This is a genomic window from Acinetobacter sp. YH12231 (genome assembly GCF_013417755.1).
Taxonomy (GTDB): domain Bacteria; phylum Pseudomonadota; class Gammaproteobacteria; order Pseudomonadales; family Moraxellaceae; genus Acinetobacter; species Acinetobacter amyesii.
In genome coordinates, this window is sequence record NZ_VPDJ01000021.1 from 37,642 (window position 1) to 59,411 (window position 21,770).

The following is a 21,770-nucleotide window of genomic DNA, read 5'->3' on the forward strand; positions in this document are numbered from 1 at the left end:
TTTCCTTATCGTTCTTTTAAACGAGTGCATTCACACAATCAACAAATTGGTGTCCACGCTCACTGTAACCTTTAAACATATCAAAACTTGCGCACGCTGGAGACAATAACACCACATCATTGGCTACCGCATTTTGTTGGCACAGCTCAACCGCTTGTTTCAAACTTTCAGCATGAATCAGCGTGGTTGTCCCTTCAATCGCTTTTTCAATAATTGGACGATCTTCACCAATCAATACCGCAACTTTGGCATATTTTGAAAGTGAATCACGCAGCGCAGTAAAGTCCTGCCCTTTGCCTTGACCACCTAAAATAATCGCCACTTTACCGCCTTTGGCTTCAATCGCAGCACCAAGACCATCAATTGCAGCTAAAGTCGCACCAATATTGGTGCCTTTAGAGTCATTATAATAACGAACACCATGCACTTCTTTGACAAATTCACAACGGTGTTCTAAGCCTTTAAAGGTTTTCAAGGTTTCCAACATGCCTTCTAGTGGCAAACCAATCGCTTCACCCAAAGCCAAACATGCCAAGGCGTTTGCCACATTATGAGTCCCTTGGATATACATGTCCGCACTTTTCAGTAAACGCTCACGACCACGCGCCAACCAAATTGTGCCATCAGTATCGCGCAGAATACCGAACTGATTCATATCTGGTGCATTTAAGCCAAAGCTTTGCATTGGGGTGACATCTGGAACCAATGGACGTGTTAATGAGTCATCACGGTTATACACCACTTTTTTCACCGCTTGGAAAATACGATGCTTCGCAGTGTGATAGCCCATCATATCGCCATGACGGTCCAAATGGTCTTCGCTCATGTTCAACACAACAGCAACCTCTGCTGCCAAGTTCGACGTGGTTTCTAATTGAAAACTTGAAAGCTCTAAAACATAAAGCTCAGGATCATCTTTGGTGAGATCCAAAGCCGGTCGACCCAGGTTACCACCCACTGCCACTTTTTTGCCTGCATCTGCTGCCATAAGACCAAATAAAGTTGTTACGGTACTTTTCGCATTCGAACCTGTAATCGCGACAATTGGTTTATCTGTCGCACGACGTAAAATTTGAATTTCAGAAACCACAGGAATATTGGCTGCAATGGCCGCCTGAATTTGCGGTAATTTTGGATCTAGCCCCGGGCTGATAATAATTTCTTCTGCTTGGAGTAATAAATCTTGATCCAACTGACCAAAACTGGTTTGTACATCACTTGGAATTTGATCATGACCCGGTGGGACTGCTCGTGAATCGGTGACTGCAACGCGGTAGCCATGGCTATGTAAGAAATTCACTGCGGAAACACCAGAAATCCCTAATCCGGCAACAACCTTCAATCCACCACGCTGTATTAACATTTTCGCCCCATTTTTTGGTCGGTTTTTAAATCTGACAAAATGTTAGCACTTTGCTGTTTTGAATGCTTTTTATGTTTTCACTTTCTCGCAGTTTTTTTGTGTCCGCTCGTAAAAAACCGCCCATCTCGGGCGGTTTCTTCAAGCAATTGAAGGTGAGCTTATTTCCATTTCACCGCTTGTACTTCAGCTTTTTTTGCAGACGAATTATCCGAAGCTGAACATCCACAACCGCCTGCACAGCCTGCGACCATTTTGGGCTTTAACCATTTGGCTAGACTGTTCCAACCACGGTTTGCACAGTGCTCAGATAAAGTTGTGAAGACTGAGTTCGATGTTTTTGGAAATACCTTCTTAAACACCACGACAGCACTCCAAATCACCAATACCGCAATAATTATTGATTCAAGCATGTCTCTCTCCTTTGTTCAGCTTTTGCCATTCAAGATTCACGATCCAAAATAGCGTGTTGCAATTTGATACGTGATGAATGCCATTAGATAAGCCAAACCAAATAAATAGATAGTCATGAAACTCACCGTCTTCAAGGAGCCAGTTTCACGTTTAACTGTCGCCAGTGTCGCCAAGCAATGTGGCGCATAAATAAACCACACCAATAATGATAGACCGGTTGCCAATGACCAACCCAATGACCCATCGCTACTAATTAAATTTGCCAGACCTTGAGACATAGCATCGTCATCTGTTGCAGACAAGGCATACACCGTACCCAATGCCGCCACAACGACTTCACGTGCAGCCATCGCTGGAATTAAGGCAATACAGATCTGCCAGTTAAAACCTAATGGTGCAAAAATCGGTTGTAATACATGCCCAAGCATACCTGCCAATGAATAATCAATATCCGGCAAGGTTGCGCCTTCTGGCGGTTGCGGGAAAGTACACAAGAACCATAACAAAATCGATAAAGCGAAAATGATGCCACCGACACGTTTCAAGAAAATCTTGGCACGGTCCAGTAAACCAATCCAAACACTCTTAATATCTGGGAAACGGTAGCTTGGAAGTTCCATCAATAATGCATGCTGTGATTTATCTTTTTGGAAGAATTTCAGCACTGTTGCCACAATTAAGGCACTCACAATCCCTGCTGCATATAATGCAAATAGCACCAAGCCTTGTAAGTTAAAGACGCCCCAGACCATTTGCTGTGGAATAAATGCCGAGATCAACAAAGCATAAACCGGTAAACGTGCCGAACAGGTCATCAATGGAGCAACTAAAATCGTTACCAGACGATCTCGGGGGTCTTGAATACTCCGGGTTGCCATGATGCCCGGTACAGCACAGGCAAAGCTCGACAGCAAAGGAATAAAAGCACGTCCACTCAAACCCGCTTTAAACATCAGCTTATCTAGCAAGAATGCTGCACGTGGTAAATAGCCTGATTCTTCTAAAACCAAAATAAAGAAGAATAAGATAATAATTTGTGGGAGGAAGACAATTACGCCACCCGCACCTTCAATAATCCCTTTAACAACCAAGCTCTGTAGTAATGGATTGGAAATCATGCCACCTGCGGCTTCACCAACCCAATCCTGCACCCATTCAATACCTTCCATAAACGGCGCAGCCCACGCAAACACCGCTTGGAAGATAATAAACATCATCACCGCTAAGGTAATTAAACCAAAGACTGGATGTAAAAAAATTTTATCGAGGAAGTCTGAGCGTTTATCTTCATGATCAACAAACACCACTACGTCTTTTAAAATTTGTTCAATTTTTTCGTGGTTAGTCCCAGAAAGATTGGTATCACTTAATGATGCATCTGGTTTTCTGAAACCTTCAGCATCCAAAGCACCCATTAAGTTTTCAATACCCGCATTACGTACAGCAACGGTTTCTACGACAGGCACACCCAAACGCTGAGACAGCTTTTGGGTATTGATTTGCATGCCACGACGACGTGCTTCATCCATCATGTTGAGGACAAGTAAAATTGGACGACCCAAATCGATCATTTCCATGACCAAACCGAGGTGCAATTTTAAGTTTGTCGCATCAACTACACATAAAAAGACATCTTGATGCCCTTCTTCTGCAATTTTACCTTGCACGACATCACGCGTAATGGCTTCATCAGGACTCGTCGCTTCTAGGCTATACGTCCCCGGCAAATCCAAAACTCGAACAGATTTACCCGATGGCAACGTAAATTGACCAACTTTACGCTCAACCGTTACCCCAGCATAGTTCGCAACTTTCTGACGTGTACCAGTTAAATGATTGAATAATGAAGTTTTACCACAGTTTGGATTACCAACGAGGGCAATACGTAACGCATCACTCATGCTGATGCCCCTTCCATTGCTATTTCCACTTTTTCAGCTTCTATTTTTCGCAGTGCGAAACGAGTAAACCCAACTTGAATTAAAATCGGGTCACCACCAAAAATACCTTTGGTAATCACCTGTACTTTTGTTCCGGGAACAAAACCCAAAGTCTCTAAACGGCTAGCGACTAAATCAGCCGGAGCATTGTTGCCATTCTGGTTACGATGTACCTTATGAATGACTGCGCTTTGTTTCACTTTCAAATCAGATAATCGCACGCAACTAACCCTAAAAAATTTTGAATATTATACAAACAAATGAGAATAATTAACAAATCGGATTCGATTTCAATTCTCATTTAACAATCTAGCATCGACACGACTATTTTTTTAAATTACATTGCATTAAACCATTGTGATTTCTTGGTTTAATTTCAAAAATGAGCGGCACATGTTAAATAAAAAACCACGAATCCCGACCCCAGTCCAAATTCCAGAAACACTCAGTTTTTTACACGGATATCGTGATGATTTAATAGCTCAAACCGTCAGTCCACACACTCGAAATGCATATTTATCTGATTTAATTCAATGCAGTGAGTGTCATACGCATGTCATGACTGATTGGAGCAGTGACGACATTTCAGATGTCTTGCTCAGCCTGACTAAACAAGGAAAAAGTCCACGCTCGATCGCCCGCTCACTTTCTGCACTGCGTTCATTTTTCAAGTTCTTACGCGAACAAAAAATACGCAGCGACAATCCAGTTGCAATCCACAAAACACCCAAATTGGGTCGTGCCCTACCAAAGGATTTATCTGAAGCAGATGTTGAAGCCCTGATTAATGCCCCAGACCTCAACACCGCATTGGGTCTACGTGATCGTGCCATGCTCGAAGTGCTGTATGCCTGTGGTTTACGTGTCTCTGAGTTATTAAATTTAAGATTAGAACTGATCAATCTGAAACAAGGCTATTTACGGATTACCGGTAAAGGCAATAAAGAGCGCTTAGTTCCTTTAGGTCAAATGGCGGTGGAATGGATCGAGAAATATTTAGCTGAAGCACGTCCCGTCTTATACAAAAGCGCAACCGATGCTTTATTTCTCACTCAACTCGGTGGAATGATGAGTCGCCAAAACTTTTGGTACGCGATTAAACGCTATGCGCTCATTGCAGGTATTCAAGCCGAATTATCACCACATACCTTGCGTCATGCCTTTGCCACGCATTTGCTCAACCACGGTGCCGACTTACGTGTCGTGCAGATGCTGCTCGGCCACAGTGACTTGTCTACCACGCAAATTTATACCCATGTCGCGCAAGTTCGTATGCAAAAATTACATGCAGACTATCATCCAAGAGCTTAACGGCAGGAAATATCAGACCAAGAAGTTCTATCGTGCCCGATATTTTTTGCTATGCTTACTCACCTGTTTGATAAAGCTAAAAGAAAAGGGTTGTTTATGTTATTTACCCGTTCAAAAATTTTTCTCGCATCGACACTTGTTGCCAGTATGGCGTTAGTGGCTTGTTCTAATTCAAATAATGACGAAAAGAAAGACGCGACATTAACGGCAAGTACACCTGCAACTGGTGAAGCTTCGAATTTATCTGAACGTAATGCTCAGCAGCGTTTAATTGATACTTTGCAATCCAATCTGCAAAAAGCCAATATCAAGGCCAAAGTCACTGGGGTGAAAGCGACTGAAGTTCCTAATTTGTTTTGGGTAAGCTTTGAAGGCATGCCTGCGGTCTATGCTACAGCTGATGGTAAATACATTTTCCAAGGCGACGTGGTTCGTTTAGGTGAAAAACAACTCTTTAATGTAGGCGATACCCTACAAGCAGAGGCCAACAAAAAATTATTTGATCAATTAAAAACTGAAGACCTACTGATTTATAAAGCCAAAGGTAAAACTAAACACGTGGTTTATGTGTTTACCGATGTCAGCTGTCCTTATTGCCACAAATTACATGAACAAATGGATGATATTAATGCCCGTGGCATTGAAGTCCGTTACATCGCTTGGCCACGTGGTGAACAACACATGCCAATGATGGAAACTATCTGGTGTAGCAAAGACCGTCGTGCCGCATTTGATAAAGCCATTGCCGGTGAGCAAATCGAGCCAGCATCATGTCAAAACCCTGTGCGCAACATGTATGAAATGGGTCTAAATATTGGTGTGAATGGTACGCCAGCGATCTATAACGCAGAAGGCAAACACATCGGTGCTTACATGTCGGCTTCCGAACTTGAAAGTGCGCTTAAATAACTAATTTTTATAGGCTAAATGAATGTTTTTTATGGGTAGGAATAAAGTGATTTCTACCCTAGAGTCCGAACGTTTTTTTAGCTATGATCTAAACTCACTTAAAGCAATGATGAAATAAATGGAGTGTGACGTGAAACCAGTTCGTCTGGCAATCCTCGGTCTTGGTACTGTGGGTGGTGGTGCCCTTAAACTACTAAAAGAAAATGCTGCTGAGATTAAACGTCGCACCGGTCGTGAAATTGAAATTACCCATGTGGGTACGCGTCGCCCTCGTCCTGATTTAGAACTGCCTGCTTCAGTGAAGCAAAGTGCTGATTTATTGGATATCGTCCGTCAACCCGATGTAGACGTTGTAGTTGAAGTTATGGGCGGCATTCACCCTGCGTATGAAGTGATTCGTGAAGCAATCGTTCATGGCAAACAAGTAGTGACCGCCAACAAGGCGTTATTAGCTGAACACGGTAATGAATTATTTAAATTGGCCGATGATCATCACGTTCAGATTGCTTATGAAGCAGCTGTCGCAGGCGGTATCCCAATTATTAAAGTCCTCCGTGAGGGTTTGGCAGCCAATAAAATTGACTGGCTTGCAGGTATCATTAACGGTACTGGTAACTTTATCCTGACTGAAATGCGTGAAAAAGGTCGTGCCTTTGCAGATGTTCTCAAAGAAGCGCAAGAACTCGGTTATGCCGAAGCAGATCCAACATTCGACGTCGAAGGGATCGATGCGGCGCACAAGTTAACATTGCTGGCTTCTATTGCTTTTGGTATCCCGCTCCAATTTGACAAAGTCTTCACTGAAGGCATCAGCAAAGTTACTGCGCAAGATGTCAAATATGCAGAAGACCTCGGTTTCCGTATTAAACATTTAGGTATTGCACGTCGTGCTGCAACGGGTATTGAACTTCGTGTGCATCCAACGCTGATCCCTGAAGACCAACTGATTGCCAATGTAAATGGCGTTAAAAATGCTGTGTTGGTTCAAGCCAATGCCGTTGGTCCAACGCTTTACTATGGCGCAGGTGCAGGTGCAGGTCCGACCGCATCAGCAGTGGTTGCCGACATTGTCGATATTGTCCGGGACATCTCCTATACCGAAGATGGCGCAGGTACAATTCCACAGCTTGCTTTTGAAGCACTGACCGATTTACCAATTCTTCCACGTGAAGAAATGACCACTGGATATTACATCCGTATTAATGCCGAAGATCAAACTGGCGTTCTTGCTGATGTCACTACGATTTTAAGCCGTGCAGGAATCAGCATCGATGCGATCATGCAACAGCCGCGCTTAAAAGATCTTATTCCTATCGTGATTCTGACTGATCCAGTCAAAGAATCTAAAATGGATGAAGCCCTTCAACAAATTCAAGCATTGCCTGTCATTCATGGCGAAATTGTACGAATTCGTTTAGAATCGCTTGATAATTAATCGGGTCGAGGGGAATATTTCAGTTCCTCTCGCCAAGCTCTACACACAATTGGAACATCATCATGTCTAATGCCAATCGTTATACTGGTTTAGTTGACCGCTATCGCGACCGTTTACCCGTATCTGCAACTACTCGCGCAATTTCTTTGGGCGAAGGTAATACGCCACTGATTAAGCTTGAGAACATTCCACGCATTATTGGCAAAAATGTTGAAATTTATGTGAAGTACGAGGGCTTAAACCCGACTGGTTCATTTAAAGACCGTGGTATGACCATGGCTGTAACAAAAGCAGTTGAAGAAGGCTCTAAAGCAATTATCTGTGCATCTACAGGTAATACATCTGCTGCAGCGGCTGCTTATGCTGCACGTGCAGGCATTAAAGCATTTGTGCTCATCCCAGAAGGCAAAATTGCCATGGGTAAAATGGCACAAGCGATGATGTATGGCGCGGTAACGATGCAAATTCACGGTAACTTCGATGACGGTATGCGTCTTGTAAAAGAAGTTGCAGATCAAGCACCAGTTACGATTGTAAACTCAATCAACCCATATCGTCTGCAAGGTCAAAAAACCATTGCTTACGAAATCGTTGACGAATTAGGTCGTGCGCCAGATTACCACTGCCTACCTGTAGGTAATGCGGGTAACATCACAGCACACTGGATGGGTTATACCGAAGCTGTGGCGAATCAGCCTAAAGAAGAATTTGTACAAGTGGTTTATGATCCTGAAACTGATCAATTCACAGGTCCAAAACCTACGGGTCTACCAACAATGGTGGGTTACCAAGCTGCTGGCGCGGCACCATTCCTACGCGGTGCACCTGTAGAAAACCCTGAAACTGTAGCAACTGCGATCCGTATTGGTAACCCACAAAGCTGGAACCATGCAAAAGCCGTAGTCCGCGACTCAGAAGGTTGGTTTGACGAACTTCAAGATGCTGAGATCTTAGAAGCACAGCGTCTATTGTCTATGTACGAAGGTGTATTCGTAGAACCTGCTTCTGCAGCGTCTATCGGTGGCGCGATTCGTGACATCAAAGCAGGTAAAATTGCTGAAGGTTCTGTGATCGTTTGTACTGTAACAGGTAACGGTCTAAAAGATCCTGACACTGCCATCAAGCAATGCCAAGATGCCGTGATGTTGTCAATTGATGCAACTATGGATCAAGTTCGTGATTCAATTCTGTCAAATATGTAATTTATATGCTGACTGAATAAAAAAAAGCCCTGCTCTTGCAGGGCTTTTTTTATATCTTGCATTCACTTCAGCATTTAAACGTTGAGTAAATCTAAATACTGAAAGAATGAAAAATCTGAAATCTTGTTAAATACGTTTTGGTAACTGGCTCGCCCAGTTCATTAAACGAGTCGCATCATTGGTTCGTGCCACTGAAGAATCCGCACCCAATAACACCACCACCGCTGGACGGTTATTCAGTGTGGTATGCATCACAACACAGCGCCCTGCTTCATTAATAAATCCTGTTTTTGAAATATTAATATTCCAACCACCATTACGCACTAAAGCATTAGTATTGTTTGATTTCAACACGCGGTAGCCCAAATTAAAGTCATAACTTGGTGTGGTTGAAAATTGACGAATCAAACCATACTGCGAAGCGGTATTCACCAAAATCCCCAAGTCACGTGCCGAAGCGACATTGCCTGGGTGCAAGCCAGTCGATTCCATATAATGAGTCGAGTTCATCCCTAATGAGCGTGCTTTCGCATTCATCGCTGAAATAAATGCAGAACGACCACCTGGATAAGTACGTGCTAATGCCGAAGCCGCTGGGTTTTCAGATTTCATCAAAGCAAATAGCAAAGCTTCTGCGCGGTTCATACTGTCGCCAGCACGCAGCGTTGAACTTGAGCTTTTACAGCCTGAACATGAGAAATCAGACTGTTGTAAGGTAATCTTTTCAGACATGTTTAATCGGGCATCTGAAATCACTACTGCTGTCATGAGTTTGGTAATTGATGCAATCGGTAAAGCGGTATTGCTATTTTTGCTATATAGCACTTCACCAGTTTGACCATCCATAACCAGTGCTGCACGCGCATTTACAGAGGGCTGTCCTGCGTATTGATTGGTATCAATAATACGGACCGTTTTCGATGGTGCTGTCTGTACCACACCGCCTGTACTACGTACAGAAGTAGTCACTTTCGTTGACCCTTGAGGAGATGGCTCTTCAGCGCTATAAGACACGTCACCGTTGAGTAACTGGTTTGCATCTTCAGATGACCAGCTAATATTTGACTGCTGATTTGCAGCACTATTCATCACAATTTCAGCAGAACTGAAACTGCTCATACTGAATAAAATTGACATGCCCAAAACGTGCATGAAGGATTTATTTAATTTTTTCACCATTGCTCACTCAACTCAGGATACTAAACATTTGCGCAAGACCAGCAATATGCCGTACATTGGTCACAACTACGAACATTTTTTGCTCACACATTGTGTATGAAGTTTTTCATTTCATATAAGAATAGGATTGCTAATTTTGTCGTTTCATTGCAAGCTTATTTTGCTTTATGTAACAAAAAAAACAGATTTTGATTTGAGGGAGAGTGTAGGTGATCACAGTTTTGGTGGTAGATGACCATGAATTAGTCCGTACTGGTATTTGCCGTATGCTCGAAGACCATGCAGATGTCCAAGTCATTGGACAAGCCGAATCGGGTGAAGATGCGATTACACTTGTTCGCCAACACCATCCAAATGTCGTTCTATTAGATGTCAATATGCCGGGGATCGGAGGTGTAGAAACCACACGTCGCCTACTTCAAACAGCGCCAGATACAAAAGTCCTCGCAGTCAGTGGACTTGCTGAAGAACCCTACCCGTCTTTATTGTTAAAAGCAGGTGCCAAAGGCTATATCACCAAAGGTGCACCAGTTACTGAAATGGTCCGTGCGATTAATAAAGTGATGCAAGGTGGCAAATATTTCAGTGCAGACATTGCGGAACAACTGGCTAGCTCATATTTGTCTGATACACAACAATCACCTTTTGACGCCCTGTCTGAGCGTGAAATGCAAGTTGCCATGATGGTGGTCAATTGTATTAGCGCACAAGAAATTTCCGATAAATTATTCGTTAGCGTTAAAACAGTGAACACCTACCGTTACCGCATTTTTGAAAAACTGAATATTGATAGTGATGTCAAACTAACTCACTTGGCGATTCGCTACGGGTTAATCAAACCTTAACACAACGTACATCCTGTTACTTATGACACAGCGTTCAATCCATAGTGAATTGAACCAGTATCATTTGGGCCTTTGGTACAGTGCTTATCGCTTTATCATCAGTGCCTGTCTGTTACTGGTCTTTTTACTGACCTACACTCAATTCAGTTCAGATTATGAATACCCACGTTTATACCTATATGTATTGACGATTTATTTGCTGTTTACCAGCATTCAATTCATGTCACTTGGACGTTTCAAAGTCCGGATCCCAAACCAGTTACTACTGTTATTCATTGTAGATGTCATTTCGCTGAGCTTACTGACCTTAGCCATCGATGGACCTAATTTACATTTGAGTTTGCTGTTTGTGATTACGATTTTTGCAGCATCCCTGTTATTAGATGCCCAAAAAGCTTTGGTCATCACCCTCATCGCTGTGATTTGCGTGGTGTATCAACTGTTTTTAGGTTCAATTCTTGAATTTACCTCACTCAAAAATTTAACCAACAGTGCGATTTTGGCTTTTTTATTTTGTGTGGTGTATGGCAGTGCGCAAATTGCCGTGAAACGTTTCCAATTACTAGAAAATCTGAATTTTTCGCAATCCTTAGAGCTACATCGACTACAAAACATTAACCGCTATATCTTGGAGCAGATTGATACGGGCTATTTGGTGTTGGATGAAAACTGTCATGTGGTGCTGAGTAATCCTGCTGCTTGCCATTTACTCGGCATGCCAAATTTTTATCATCATGATCAATATCCACTGTATACCACGCAGCCCGATTTATTTGAATTACTCAAATTTGAAGATTTAAAAAGCGGTGAAAAATTCCAATTTGAATCCCAACAAAGCCAATACCACATTCAGGTACTCGTACAAAAACTCGTTGTGCCGCATCAAATGCTGACCTTGCTGATTTTACAAGATGCACAAAAACTCAATCAGCAAGTGCAACAACTAAAATTAGCCGCTTTAGGGCAACTCTCCGCCAGTATTGCACATGAAATTCGTAATCCTTTAGCGGCGATTGTGCATGCCAATGATTTATATCCGCAAAGTGATACCGAACAACAGCACATGTTGAATCATATGATTTCACGTCAAGCGGTGCGGATTGACCGAATTATTCAAGACACCCTAAATATGGTGCGCAATAAGGAAACCCATCCGACTCGTCTGAATCTAGAGCAATTTTTACCGTTGTTCCTGCAAGAAGATCTGGCAGACATTCAACAGAACATTCGGCTCAATGTACAAGCCAAGACTTTAATCGATTTTGATGAGGCACAGTTCAGACAAATTTTAATCAACCTAATTCGTAATGCGATTCGCCATAACAATCCGGACATGTCGTATATCGAAGTGGTGGCGCGTACGGATCAGAAAAAAGTCCAGATCGATGTCCGAGATTTCGGCCATGGGGTTGCTTTACAAAACCGCGCACAGTTATTTCAACCATTTTTTAGTACCGAAATTACTGGAACTGGTTTAGGATTATATCTTGCTCATAGCTTCTGTGAAGCGAATCAAGCACAGCTTTCCTATGTAGAACAAAAACAGGGAGCTTGCTTTAGGATTGAGTGCTTACAAGCTGTTATTTAATTGTTTTTAGGGGAAAACTGTGGATTCACAACCACTGGTATTGTTAGTTGATGACGAAGAAGACTTATGTATGCTGATGCAGATGTCTTTATCAAGGATGGGGGTTAAAACGCATGTTGCACATCGCCTCGACGAAGCTAAAAAAGCCTTGTCTACCTATAGCTACGATGCCTGCCTAACCGATCTCAACTTACCCGATGGTAATGGTCTACAGCTCTTAGATTGGATGAATGAACACTGTCCTGCCCTGCCCGTTGCTGTGCTTACAGCCTATGGCAACATGGACATTGCCATTGCCGCATTAAAGGCGGGAGCATTCGATTTTGTCAGCAAACCGATCAATCCCAAACATCTTGAACAACTGCTACAAAAAGCCCTGAATAAGCCATTGGCCGAAGACATTACTTCGCAAGATGCTTTAGAACATAAAATGTTGATTGGTGAATCGCTTCCAATCCAGCAATTGCGTCGAACTCTAAAGAAAATTGCACGTTCACAAGCACCTGTTTTTATTACGGGTGAATCTGGTACGGGTAAAGAGGTCGTGGCCAATTTGGTTCACCGTTTAAGCAACCGTAATGAAGGACCCTTTATTGCCATTAACTGCGGGGCAATTCCCACAGAGTTAATGGAAAGTGAACTTTTTGGCCATAAAAAAGGCAGCTTTAGTGGTGCCACCCAAGACAAACAAGGTCTGATTCAATCTGCACATGGCGGTAGCTTATTTTTGGACGAAATTGCCGAACTACCTTTAGCCATGCAAGTTAAATTGCTACGCGCAGTACAGGAAAAACGTATTCGTCCTGTAGGTTCAGACTGTGAAATTGACGTTGATTTCCGTGTGATCAGCGCCAGCCATCAGGACTTAGAAGCACTCGTCCAACAAGGTCGCTTCCGCCAAGATTTATTCTTCCGCATCCATGTGATGGATTTAGTGTTGCCTGCCTTACGTGAACGTGGCGACGATATCCTCTTATTGGCTCAACATTTTATTCAAAAAATTAGCCATGAATGGGAAATTGCCACTAGGCCTCTAACTGAACGTGCGAAGAGTTTCCTGCTCAGCCAATATTATCCAGGTAATGTGCGTGAACTCCGCAATATTATCGAACGCGCTATGACCCTCTGCGATGATGATCAGATTGATCTTCAACATCTGCAAAGTGCGCCATTAAGACAACCAAGTGCTCAGTTCAATTCCGCTCCAACAACGAATGAATCCGCTCAGCTAGGTGCAAACAGCAACGAACAGAGTGTGGTCCCTCGCAAACTACCTGAAGAAGGCTTAGAGCTCTTTTTAGAAAATATCGAAAAAGAAGTGCTCATGAATGCGTTGAACATCACCCACTGGAACCGAACCCTTGCCGCAAAAAAATTAGGCATGTCATTCCGTTCATTGCGCTATCGTTTGAAAAAATTCGGTTTAGATACCGAAGACGAAGAGTAAAAGCTTTCCAGCGTATTGCTGTTTATTTTTGATTCAGCAATAACTCTGCAACATGATCGACATAGTGATCTTCACGCGCATCATGTTGCAGCGGATAGTTATAGTCTGGCTGCACCCCAATTCCTTCAATCATTTTGCCATTCGGGGTCAGATATTGCGACACAGTCATTTGTAAAGCCGCACCATTACTCAATGGAAATAGTTTTTGAACCACACCTTTACCATAACTTTTCTCACCCGCTACCCATGCACGTTTATGCTCTTTTAAGGCTGCGGTAAAGACCTCTGCGGCAGAAGCAGAACGATTGTTGATTAAGATGCCGACTTTCATATTTTGAAATTCAAAACTTGGTAAAGCCTGAAATTGTTGGTCACCCTCAGATCGACTTCGAGTCGACACAATAATGCCCTGATTCAAAAATAAATCGGCAGACTCGACAGCTGCGGACAATAACCCACCGGGGTTATTTCTTAAATCAAACAATACGGCTTTGACACGTGAACCGTGACTTTCAATTAAACGCTTTATTTCATTGGCAGTATCTTGTTGAAAAACTTTAACGTGTAATACTAAAACCTGATTATTTAATAATTTAGATTCTATATCTGTTTCAACTTTAGTGTTTCTGACCAAATTAACCGGTTGACTTGCAGTTATCAGCTGTAGATTCAGCGTCGAGCCGATACTGCCGGTGAGTAAGTGTCGCACTTGATCTTGATTGAGTTTTTTGAGTTCTTGATCATCAATTTTAAACACCGCCGCGCCATTTTTCAGACCTAGCTTTGCTGAGTCGGCATCAGGCTTTAAATTGGTGATGACCCATTGCTGTAGACCTGCATCAAAGCGCAAATTGAAATCGACACTCGCAATATCCCCTTCGGTATATTGCAAAAGCTGCTTATAGTCTTCAGATGAAAGATATCGTGAATAGCGGTCTAAACCACTGACCATGCCTTTGATGGCTTGTTGGAATAATGCATCGTCATTTTTTTCAACGACATAATTTTCTTTGACAATGCCATAGATTTGAACAAATTGTTGGATTGATTCGACAGGTACTTCGGCATAACTTTGTTCATAGCTGCCATCAAATTCATCGAAAGCCGACTTTGCTTTGTCGGCTCCCCATGTCGAATGACTAGAACACAGCAGCAAGGCTGTAAGGCTTACAACTGACGTCCAGTGTGCTTTAGTCATTCATGCTTCCTTACATTTTAAGATTCAAGAGTAATCAAGTTACGACCTTGCATTTCTGTTGGTACAGGAATGTGCATAAGAGTTAACAGTGTCGGCGCTACGTCAGCCAAAACACCACCTTCTGCAATTGTTGCATTGGTCGGGCCAACATAGATAAACGGCACAAGTTCAGTGGTATGTTGAGTATGCACCTGACCACTTTGGTAATCCTGCATTTGCTCTACGTTACCATGATCGGCGGTCACTAACATGTGACCTTTATTTGCCATCACAGCTTCATATACACGACCTAAGCACGTGTCTACGGCCTCAACTGCTTTGACTGCTGCATCAAACACACCAGTATGACCAACCATATCACCATTGGCATAGTTCACCACGAGTAAGTCGTACTCACCTGAGTTAATTGCGGCAACCAACTCATCAGTGACTTCATAAGCACTCATTTCTGGTTTTAAGTCATAAGTCGCAACGTTTGGTGATGGAATTAAAATACGTTTTTCACCCGGATATTCATCTTCACGACCACCACTGAAGAAGAAGGTCACGTGTGCATATTTTTCAGTTTCAGCAATACGCAGTTGTGTTTTACCCAAATTAGACAGGTATTCACCAATCGAGTTATGTAACGCTTCTGGCATATAAGCCACAGGTGCATCAATTGTCGCTTGGTAACGTGTCAACATGACAAATTTTGATAAAGCGGGAACCACTTTACGTTCAAAACCTGCAAAATCTTTTTCCACAAAAGCTTTGGTAATTTCACGCGCACGGTCAGCACGGAAGTTCATGAAGACAACGCTATCACCATCTTGGATCGGTGCTAAATCACCAATACGCGTCGCTTTCACAAATTCATCTGATTCTTCAGCAGCATAAGCCTGCTCTAGACCTTCAACAGCAGTCGCTGCTGTACGCACTGCTTCACCTTCAGTTAAAAGACGATAGGCTTGCTCAACACGATCCCAACGGTTGTCACGATCCATTGCAAAGTAGCGACCAATCATGGTGGCAATACGACCTTGACCCGGATACTGAGCAAACAGCGCATCTAATTTTTCAAGCGAAGGTTGTGCGCTTTTTGGTGGCGTATCACGACCATCAAGGAATGCATGAAGATAAACTTTTGCACCACGTTTTAATGCCAATTCAGCCATCGCCACAATGTGATCTTCATGTGAATGTACACCACCTTCAGACAACAAGCCCATGATATGTACAGCACGGTTTGCAGCTTTGGCTTTTTCAACCGCATCGACTAAAACGTCATGTTCAAAGAATGCACCGGTACGAATATCTTTGGTAATACGAGTAAAGTCTTGATACAGCACACGTCCTGCACCAAGGTTCATGTGGCCCACTTCAGAGTTACCCATTTGACCATCAGGTAAACCAACGTCTTCGCCAGAGCCTGAAATCAATCCATGCGGATGCTTTTCCTGCATTGCAGTCAAGTTTGGTCGTTTTGCTGCTAAAAAGGCATTGTCCTCGACCGCTTCGCGATGACCCACACCATCCATAATTACTAATACGTGTGGGATTTTGCCAGCAGTTGCATCCGTCATAATGAACACTCTTTCGTTTATAAATTAATCATACTATCTTACCGAATTTTCGGTGAAGACTCTATGTGACAACCATGGTTTATCTAGGTCATCAACATTGTTTTACTCAATCTTGCATGCACTTAACGTGCGCGGTGCAGCAGATAGCCACCCGCTACAAACATCAAAATAATTGGTATAAAGACGAACCATGCAGGCGATGGTGCGTACACCAAACTTGCATAACCTAAGAAATCTTGTAAGTAGTAAAAGCCCAGTCCAGCAAATAAGGCAATCACCAAGCGGAAACCCATCGACTGTTGACGTAAAGGTCCAAAAATAAAAGAACACGCGATCACCACCAAGGCAATTAAAGCAAAGGGTGAACCAAACTTTTGCCAAAACGCCAATTGGTAAGTCTTCGGGACTTGGCTATATTCATGCATATAGCTCATAAAGCTCACCAATTGACTCGGTGATAGGTCTTCAGGATCAATGGTAACCATATGCACATATTTGGGTTGCAAGGCCAATGAAAGCGGCTGTTCAGCATTTTGCTTCGCCACGGCATCACCCGTCGCTAAGAGATCGACTTGGGTTGAATTTTGCAGCGACCAAGAGCCATTTTTGACAAAATTCCCTTGCTCCGCATCCAAAGTGCCTCGCAAACGATATTTTTCATCAAAATCAATAACCTGAACATCTTTAATTTGACCTTGTGAATTGGCATAGTCAATATAAATAAAGCGCTGGCCTTCACGTGACCAATAGCCTTTGACTTCGCCCAGTTCAGCCGCAGTGCGGTGACTTTTGACGCTTTTGGCTTGTTCATTGGTATAGGGAATGACCCATTCGCTTAATGCAAAGGATAAAACCACCAAAATGAGTGCCGAACGAATCACCCAGCCCACAATCCGCCAAAGGCTGATGCCGACCGAACGCATCACAATCAATTCACTGTTTGAAGCTAGAGTCCCTAAACCCAGTACCGCTCCAATCAAGGCTGAAATTGGTAAAATTTCATATAAATAATTCGGTGAACTCCATAACACATACTGCAAAGCATTCCATGCGTTATAGCCTTCTTTCAGCGAGCCCAATTCACCTAAATAAGTAAAAAGCACTTGTAAGCCAGCCAATACCGCGGTCGCACCAAGCATGGCTAAAGCAGTAGTTTTGGTCACATGTTTTGCAACTATACGACGTGCCAACATTTTAAGACCTCACTCGCTGAATTTGTTTCTTAATTTTGGGCGCTAATTTTTGTTTACGCGAGAACAATGCTGCTGCAATACCGTAAATCACTAAGACCAGTGGATAAGCCCAGATGCCCATTTCATCTTTACTGATTCGCGTTTTGATCGCCATTAAAGCTACGATTAAACTGGCAAAAATAAGTAAGGCTGGGAACAGTTTTAGGTAACGCCCTTGACGAGGACTTACCTCAGACAAAGCGGTGGCAAGCAATAACGCCACCAAAATAGCGAACGGCACAAAAATTCGCCAACCAAGTTCACTGGCAACCACAGGATCATGACGGTTATCCCATAACTTCGAGGTTGGCAAAGCTTCTACTTCGGTACTTTCAAATTTTGCTTCTTTATCATTTTCTAAACGTAAACGATAGTTTTGGAATTCAGCTTGAGAATAGCGTGGTTGTCCCGGATAGATTTCGTAACGGCGACCTTCAACTAAGTCAACCACATTGGCATTATCATTGGGCACTTCGACGCGGGTCGCTTCTTTTGCCAAAATAATGACATCAGGCTTACCCTCTTTTTCTGCACGCTGATAAAAGAAAATATCTTTTAAGTTTTTACGGTCTTCTGACAAGTCCCCTGCATAAATGGTATAGGGCCCAGAGGAAATAAACTCTTTTGGTCGAACCAAGTCAAAGCCTGTTCGTACCGCTTGCGAAGTCGTTAATGCTTCAAACTGACGGATGCCCCAAGGCGAAGCCCACAGCATCAAAAATGCTTGAACAGCCATAAAGACCACAGTCATCGGCACCAATAAACGTGACAATTGATTTCGACTGACACCACTACCATTGAGCACAGCCATTTCATGATCGACATACAGACGACCAAAGACCAACATCAGACCAATAAAGAAACCGAGCGGAAGAATTAAGGTTAAAAATTCAGGCAAACGGTAGCCAATAATGCTAAATAAAATACTTGCATCTAAACGACCTTGCGCCGCCACACCAAAGTACTTGATCAAACGACCACCCATCATGATCAAGGTCAATAAGGCAATCACAACCAGTGATGTCGACACCACTTGCTTGACCAGATAACGCCGAATAATCAAATTAATTCTTCCAAAAATAGGGCCAATAAAAACTAGCGTTAGTTTACCCGAATGTAGAAAATATAAAACCTATACCCTTGTTGCTCATTGAAACTCTATTCATATAAATGTTTCAATGGTTTAATGGTTTATAAATTTAAAAAGGCATAAATACCGCACATGAAACTTTCTATTAATACGTCATTCCAAGCGAATGCGTCCAGCCAATATTTGTTGATATTAGTAGATTCTGAGCACGTTACAAATGCAGCTACTTCATATCAAATCAATGATTTAGATAATTTAATTGAAGCGACTCAATTTAAAGCAGCACTCAATGAAAGCCTGCCTTTGGTGGCGAACATTGCCGCTTGTCGCAATAGCGCTCTTTTAGGCCTCGGCAAAGTTGCTGAATTACAGGTCAATAAATTTGCAAAAATTGCACAAACCATTATTAAAGCGTCACAAAAAAAATTCAAACAGATCAGTGTCGATATCTCTGCCCTACCACAAGAACAACATTATTTATTTGCACTTAGCCTGACGCAAGCGGCTTATGCCTTTGATGAATACAAGTCTAAGAAAAATGAATTTGTTTTGGAGCAGATCCATTTAATCGCTGCTGAAAGTCCATTAACCACTGCACAGCTTGACTTAATTTCTGCAGTACAATCAGGTCAAAGTTTTACCCGTGACCTAGGTAACCGTCCGGGCAATATCTGTTTCCCTGAATATTTAGCCGAACAAGCTCAAGCGCTTGCAGCTGAATTTCCGGATCAACTCAAAGTGACTGTACTCGATGAACAGCAAATGGCTGATCTCGGTATGGGTGCTTTCCTTGCTGTGAGCAAAGGTTCTGACCGTCCAGGCCGTATTATTACCATCGAATACCTTTCAAACCGTGAAGAAGCACCTGTGGTGCTTGTTGGTAAAGGCGTGACTTTTGATACGGGTGGTATCTCACTTAAACCGGGTGCAGGCATGGACGAAATGAAATTCGACATGTGCGGTTCTGCATCAGTTTTGGGTACCATCCGTGCGCTGTGTGAAGCGAAATTACCAATTCATGTAGTCGGCGCAATTGCTGCTGCAGAAAACATGCCGTCTGGTCATGCCACTCGCCCGGGTGACATCGTGACGACCATGAGCGGTCAAACCGTTGAAATTTTAAATACCGATGCCGAAGGTCGTTTGGTGCTGTGCGATACCTTGACCTATGTAAAACGCTTTAACCCTGCATTGGTGATTGATATTGCAACCCTCACTGGTGCATGTGTTGTGGCATTAGGTTCAGTCCTTACCGGTATGTTCACCCCTGATGATGAACTTGCGGCTGAATTGACTGCTGCGGGTCAACATAGCTTTGACCGCGTATGGCGCATGCCAGTGATTGAAGATTATCAAGAACAACTTGATTCTCCATTTGCAGATATTGCCAACATTGGTGGTCCAAAAGCAGGCTCTGTGACCGCTGCATGTTTCCTTCAACGCTTTACGCGTGAATACCGTTGGGCGCATTTAGACATTGCTGGGACTGCATGGAACTCTGGTGCAAATAAAGGCGCAACAGGTCGTCCTGTACCATTATTAATGCAATTCTTAGCGAATCGTGCTCAAGCGAATGGCTAAAGTTAGCTTTTATTTATTTGAAAAAAGTCCTGAACGACAAGTCGAAAGCACTTGTCGTTTATGCCGTAAGATCCTGCGTCAGCCTGTACGTATTTGGCTACATTGTGCTGACCCAGACTTACAGCAACAACTTGATGAACGCCTGTGGAGTTTCGATCACACAGGTTTCATTCCCCATGGTATCGATCAACCCGAGGCAACGGTCTGTATTTCTGCCCAATTGCCTGAGCAAGCCGACTGGATTGTGTTTAATTTTAACGATCAAGCACTTGAACAGTTCGCAAGTTTTAGTCACATTATCGAAATTATTGAAAATAACGAACCCGCTAAAATTATCGGGCGTGAAAAATATAAACAATATCGACGTTTGGGCGTTCAACCGCAGACCCATAAACTTTAACGTGATATTGGTTTTACCCTATTTGCAAGGAGGTGCACCATGGCATTGAATGTCGGTCCAGACTTTAAACAGCGCTGGTTAAAAGTACCTGAAGCTATTCGTCAGACCTTTATTGATGACCTTGGTCGCGTTTGCGATGTACTCAATCCCAGTACAGACATTCAACAATGGCTAGTCAATGACCAACAGCAACAGCAAGTGTCTTTTGACAAAATTGAGTCTGCTTATGCAGATTTGAAAGCACAGCTGATTGAAGATGCTCGTATTCGCAAACAATTGGCTTTAGAAAAAGCCTTAGAAGAAAAACGTGAAGCTGAACAAGCCTATGCAGAACAACTGAGACGCGACGAAGAGTTACGCTTTGCTGCACAAACGCAAGCGCTCACCATGATGCAGCATAATCTTGATCGTGAAGTACAACACTATGCCGCTCGCTATCATAAAAACCCTGAAACGGGTTTAGCGGGATTAAGTCAAAGCTTATCGGTTAGCGAAGGACAAATGTTGTCAGAACTCGAAAGTGTACGCGTGCGTTTGGAACTTGAAGCAGAAACGCAAATCGAAATGGCCGTCAGTGATTTCCGTGCAAAATTGAAAACAGCCGCACAAGAAGAAATTGACTATATCTTAGAAAACTCTAATTTTTCGACAGAATCTACATCTTCCCAAGCATCTTAAGCCGTCCATCGAAATCTGGTCACTGTCATTAAACTGACATGTATTTGCAACATGATGTTCATATGGCTGAAGCATTGTCCCTCAAAATACAATGCTTCAGGCATCCTAAAAATATAATCATGCATCCAGATGGAAATTCAATATGGACATCATTCACCAGATTACCCAGAAAATATCCTCTCTATCTGCTGGAGAACAATGGGACATTCGTGCCAAAGATCTTTGGCTGAGTCATTCAGACTTTCACAGTATTTCGGTGTATCTCAGCCGTGAATCAGAAAAAGGTGGTTTTAGCATTCAGCAACCGCCCCACAGCTCGATTTTTCAAACCCTTGATGTAGTGACCGTTACAAAACACTAAGTGGTCATCTACTCCATAAAAAAAGCCCACAACTG

The 21,770-nt window shown here is 42.9% G+C and carries 20 protein-coding genes; 11 read left to right on the forward strand and 9 right to left on the reverse strand.

Annotated features, from left to right (window positions below):
• Nucleotides 1-16 precede the first annotated feature (16 nt).
• The 4 genes from murD to FTV11_RS13275 all read right to left on the reverse strand — a co-directional run bounded on the left by murD (nt 17) and on the right by FTV11_RS13275 (nt 3,935).
• The gene (gene murD, locus FTV11_RS13260; protein WP_078192580.1) at nt 17-1,363 is read right to left on the reverse strand and encodes a UDP-N-acetylmuramoyl-L-alanine--D-glutamate ligase; all 1,347 of its coding nucleotides are present in this window, start codon (nt 1,361-1,363) and stop codon (nt 17-19) included.
• 158 nt (nt 1,364-1,521) lie between these two features.
• Nucleotides 1,522-1,773, reverse strand: a complete 252-nt coding sequence (locus FTV11_RS13265; RefSeq protein WP_180026527.1) for a DUF6587 family protein — start codon at nt 1,771-1,773, stop codon at nt 1,522-1,524.
• A gap of 36 nt (nt 1,774-1,809) precedes the next feature.
• Nucleotides 1,810-3,675, reverse strand: coding sequence for a ferrous iron transporter B (locus FTV11_RS13270; protein WP_180010675.1), 1,866 nt, complete (start codon nt 3,673-3,675; stop codon nt 1,810-1,812).
• Nucleotides 3,672-3,935: a FeoA family protein gene (locus FTV11_RS13275; RefSeq protein WP_111884859.1), complete on the reverse strand. Its 264-nt coding sequence runs from the start codon at nt 3,933-3,935 to the stop codon at nt 3,672-3,674. Before FTV11_RS13275 ends, FTV11_RS13270 begins: the two co-directional genes overlap by 4 nt.
• 172 nt (nt 3,936-4,107) lie before the next feature.
• Between FTV11_RS13275 and xerD the strand changes: the two genes are divergently transcribed.
• The 4 genes from xerD to thrC all read left to right on the forward strand — a co-directional run bounded on the left by xerD (nt 4,108) and on the right by thrC (nt 8,571).
• Complete coding sequence (gene xerD, locus FTV11_RS13280) at nt 4,108-5,025, forward strand: site-specific tyrosine recombinase XerD (RefSeq protein ID WP_180010677.1); 918 nt, start codon at nt 4,108-4,110, stop codon at nt 5,023-5,025.
• Between the two features lie 96 nt (nt 5,026-5,121).
• A complete protein-coding gene (locus tag FTV11_RS13285; protein WP_180074139.1) occupies nt 5,122-5,934 on the forward strand; it encodes a DsbC family protein in 813 nt (270 codons plus the stop codon).
• A gap of 130 nt (nt 5,935-6,064) precedes the next feature.
• The gene (locus tag FTV11_RS13290) at nt 6,065-7,369 is read left to right on the forward strand and encodes a homoserine dehydrogenase (protein ID WP_111884885.1); all 1,305 of its coding nucleotides are present in this window, start codon (nt 6,065-6,067) and stop codon (nt 7,367-7,369) included.
• Between the two features lie 62 nt (nt 7,370-7,431).
• On the forward strand, nt 7,432-8,571 hold the full coding sequence (gene thrC / locus FTV11_RS13295; protein WP_180074140.1) for a threonine synthase: 1,140 nt from the start codon (nt 7,432-7,434) through the stop codon (nt 8,569-8,571).
• A gap of 126 nt (nt 8,572-8,697) precedes the next feature.
• Here thrC and FTV11_RS13300 read toward each other — a convergent pair whose 3' ends face one another.
• On the reverse strand, nt 8,698-9,747 hold the full coding sequence (locus FTV11_RS13300) for a serine hydrolase (protein WP_180004717.1): 1,050 nt from the start codon (nt 9,745-9,747) through the stop codon (nt 8,698-8,700).
• A gap of 212 nt (nt 9,748-9,959) precedes the next feature.
• Here FTV11_RS13300 and FTV11_RS13305 point away from each other — a divergent pair, with 212 nt between their 5' ends.
• The 3 genes from FTV11_RS13305 to FTV11_RS13315 are packed head-to-tail and all read left to right on the forward strand — an operon-like array spanning nt 9,960 to nt 13,630.
• Entirely contained in the window at nt 9,960-10,595 is a 636-nt protein-coding gene (locus FTV11_RS13305; protein ID WP_078189449.1) for a response regulator, read from the forward strand.
• Between the two features lie 22 nt (nt 10,596-10,617).
• Nucleotides 10,618-12,183: a PAS domain-containing sensor histidine kinase gene (locus tag FTV11_RS13310; protein WP_180039937.1), complete on the forward strand. Its 1,566-nt coding sequence runs from the start codon at nt 10,618-10,620 to the stop codon at nt 12,181-12,183.
• 19 nt (nt 12,184-12,202) lie between these two features.
• Nucleotides 12,203-13,630 (forward strand): sigma-54 dependent transcriptional regulator, encoded by a 1,428-nt coding sequence (locus FTV11_RS13315; RefSeq protein WP_180039935.1) that lies wholly within the window; start codon nt 12,203-12,205, stop codon nt 13,628-13,630.
• 22 nt (nt 13,631-13,652) lie between these two features.
• On the opposite strand, the gene FTV11_RS13320 is transcribed toward FTV11_RS13315, so the two are convergent.
• The 4 genes from FTV11_RS13320 to lptF form a co-directional block, all read right to left on the reverse strand.
• Nucleotides 13,653-14,828: a S41 family peptidase gene (locus FTV11_RS13320; protein ID WP_180074141.1), complete on the reverse strand. Its 1,176-nt coding sequence runs from the start codon at nt 14,826-14,828 to the stop codon at nt 13,653-13,655.
• Between the two features lie 17 nt (nt 14,829-14,845).
• A complete protein-coding gene (gene gpmI / locus FTV11_RS13325) occupies nt 14,846-16,393 on the reverse strand; it encodes a 2,3-bisphosphoglycerate-independent phosphoglycerate mutase (RefSeq protein ID WP_180026523.1) in 1,548 nt (515 codons plus the stop codon).
• Nucleotides 16,394-16,515: 122 nt separating this feature from the next.
• Nucleotides 16,516-17,586 carry an LPS export ABC transporter permease LptG gene (gene lptG, locus FTV11_RS13330; protein ID WP_078192591.1) on the reverse strand — a complete coding sequence of 357 codons (1,071 nt, stop codon included), beginning with the start codon at nt 17,584-17,586 and terminating at the stop codon, nt 16,516-16,518.
• Nucleotide 17,587: 1 nt separating this feature from the next.
• Entirely contained in the window at nt 17,588-18,688 is a 1,101-nt protein-coding gene (gene lptF / locus FTV11_RS13335) for an LPS export ABC transporter permease LptF (protein WP_180039927.1), read from the reverse strand.
• Nucleotides 18,689-18,847: 159 nt separating this feature from the next.
• Between lptF and FTV11_RS13340 the strand changes: the two genes are divergently transcribed.
• From FTV11_RS13340 to FTV11_RS13355, 4 genes are all read left to right on the forward strand, one after another.
• A complete protein-coding gene (locus tag FTV11_RS13340) occupies nt 18,848-20,296 on the forward strand; it encodes a leucyl aminopeptidase (protein WP_078189456.1) in 1,449 nt (482 codons plus the stop codon).
• On the forward strand, nt 20,289-20,696 hold the full coding sequence (locus tag FTV11_RS13345) for a DNA polymerase III subunit chi (protein ID WP_078192594.1): 408 nt from the start codon (nt 20,289-20,291) through the stop codon (nt 20,694-20,696). The genes FTV11_RS13340 and FTV11_RS13345 overlap by 8 nt, the downstream gene beginning before the upstream one ends.
• Before the next feature lie 39 nt (nt 20,697-20,735).
• On the forward strand, nt 20,736-21,374 hold the full coding sequence (locus FTV11_RS13350; protein WP_180074142.1) for a hypothetical protein: 639 nt from the start codon (nt 20,736-20,738) through the stop codon (nt 21,372-21,374).
• Between the two features lie 142 nt (nt 21,375-21,516).
• Entirely contained in the window at nt 21,517-21,735 is a 219-nt protein-coding gene (locus FTV11_RS13355) for a hypothetical protein (protein ID WP_078192596.1), read from the forward strand.
• Nucleotides 21,736-21,770 lie beyond the last annotated feature (35 nt).

What these genes read in the sequence shown, in the direction of transcription:
- xerD (WP_180010677.1), top strand. Translation starts at nt 4,108, where the DNA reads ATGTTAAATAAAAAACCACGAATCCCGACCCCAGTCCAAATTCCAGAA.
- gpmI (WP_180026523.1), bottom strand. Translation starts at nt 16,393, where the DNA reads ATGACGGATGCAACTGCTGGCAAAATCCCACACGTATTAGTAATTATG.
- FTV11_RS13265 (WP_180026527.1), bottom strand. Translation starts at nt 1,773, where the DNA reads ATGCTTGAATCAATAATTATTGCGGTATTGGTGATTTGGAGTGCTGTC.
- lptG (WP_078192591.1), bottom strand. Translation starts at nt 17,586, where the DNA reads ATGTTGGCACGTCGTATAGTTGCAAAACATGTGACCAAAACTACTGCT.
- FTV11_RS13320 (WP_180074141.1), bottom strand. Translation starts at nt 14,828, where the DNA reads ATGACTAAAGCACACTGGACGTCAGTTGTAAGCCTTACAGCCTTGCTG.
- FTV11_RS13310 (WP_180039937.1), top strand. Translation starts at nt 10,618, where the DNA reads ATGACACAGCGTTCAATCCATAGTGAATTGAACCAGTATCATTTGGGC.
- FTV11_RS13340 (WP_078189456.1), top strand. Translation starts at nt 18,848, where the DNA reads ATGAAACTTTCTATTAATACGTCATTCCAAGCGAATGCGTCCAGCCAA.
- FTV11_RS13345 (WP_078192594.1), top strand. Translation starts at nt 20,289, where the DNA reads ATGGCTAAAGTTAGCTTTTATTTATTTGAAAAAAGTCCTGAACGACAA.
- FTV11_RS13285 (WP_180074139.1), top strand. Translation starts at nt 5,122, where the DNA reads ATGTTATTTACCCGTTCAAAAATTTTTCTCGCATCGACACTTGTTGCC.
- FTV11_RS13270 (WP_180010675.1), bottom strand. Translation starts at nt 3,675, where the DNA reads ATGAGTGATGCGTTACGTATTGCCCTCGTTGGTAATCCAAACTGTGGT.
- FTV11_RS13355 (WP_078192596.1), top strand. Translation starts at nt 21,517, where the DNA reads ATGGACATCATTCACCAGATTACCCAGAAAATATCCTCTCTATCTGCT.
- FTV11_RS13350 (WP_180074142.1), top strand. Translation starts at nt 20,736, where the DNA reads ATGGCATTGAATGTCGGTCCAGACTTTAAACAGCGCTGGTTAAAAGTA.
- murD (WP_078192580.1), bottom strand. Translation starts at nt 1,363, where the DNA reads ATGTTAATACAGCGTGGTGGATTGAAGGTTGTTGCCGGATTAGGGATT.
- thrC (WP_180074140.1), top strand. Translation starts at nt 7,432, where the DNA reads ATGTCTAATGCCAATCGTTATACTGGTTTAGTTGACCGCTATCGCGAC.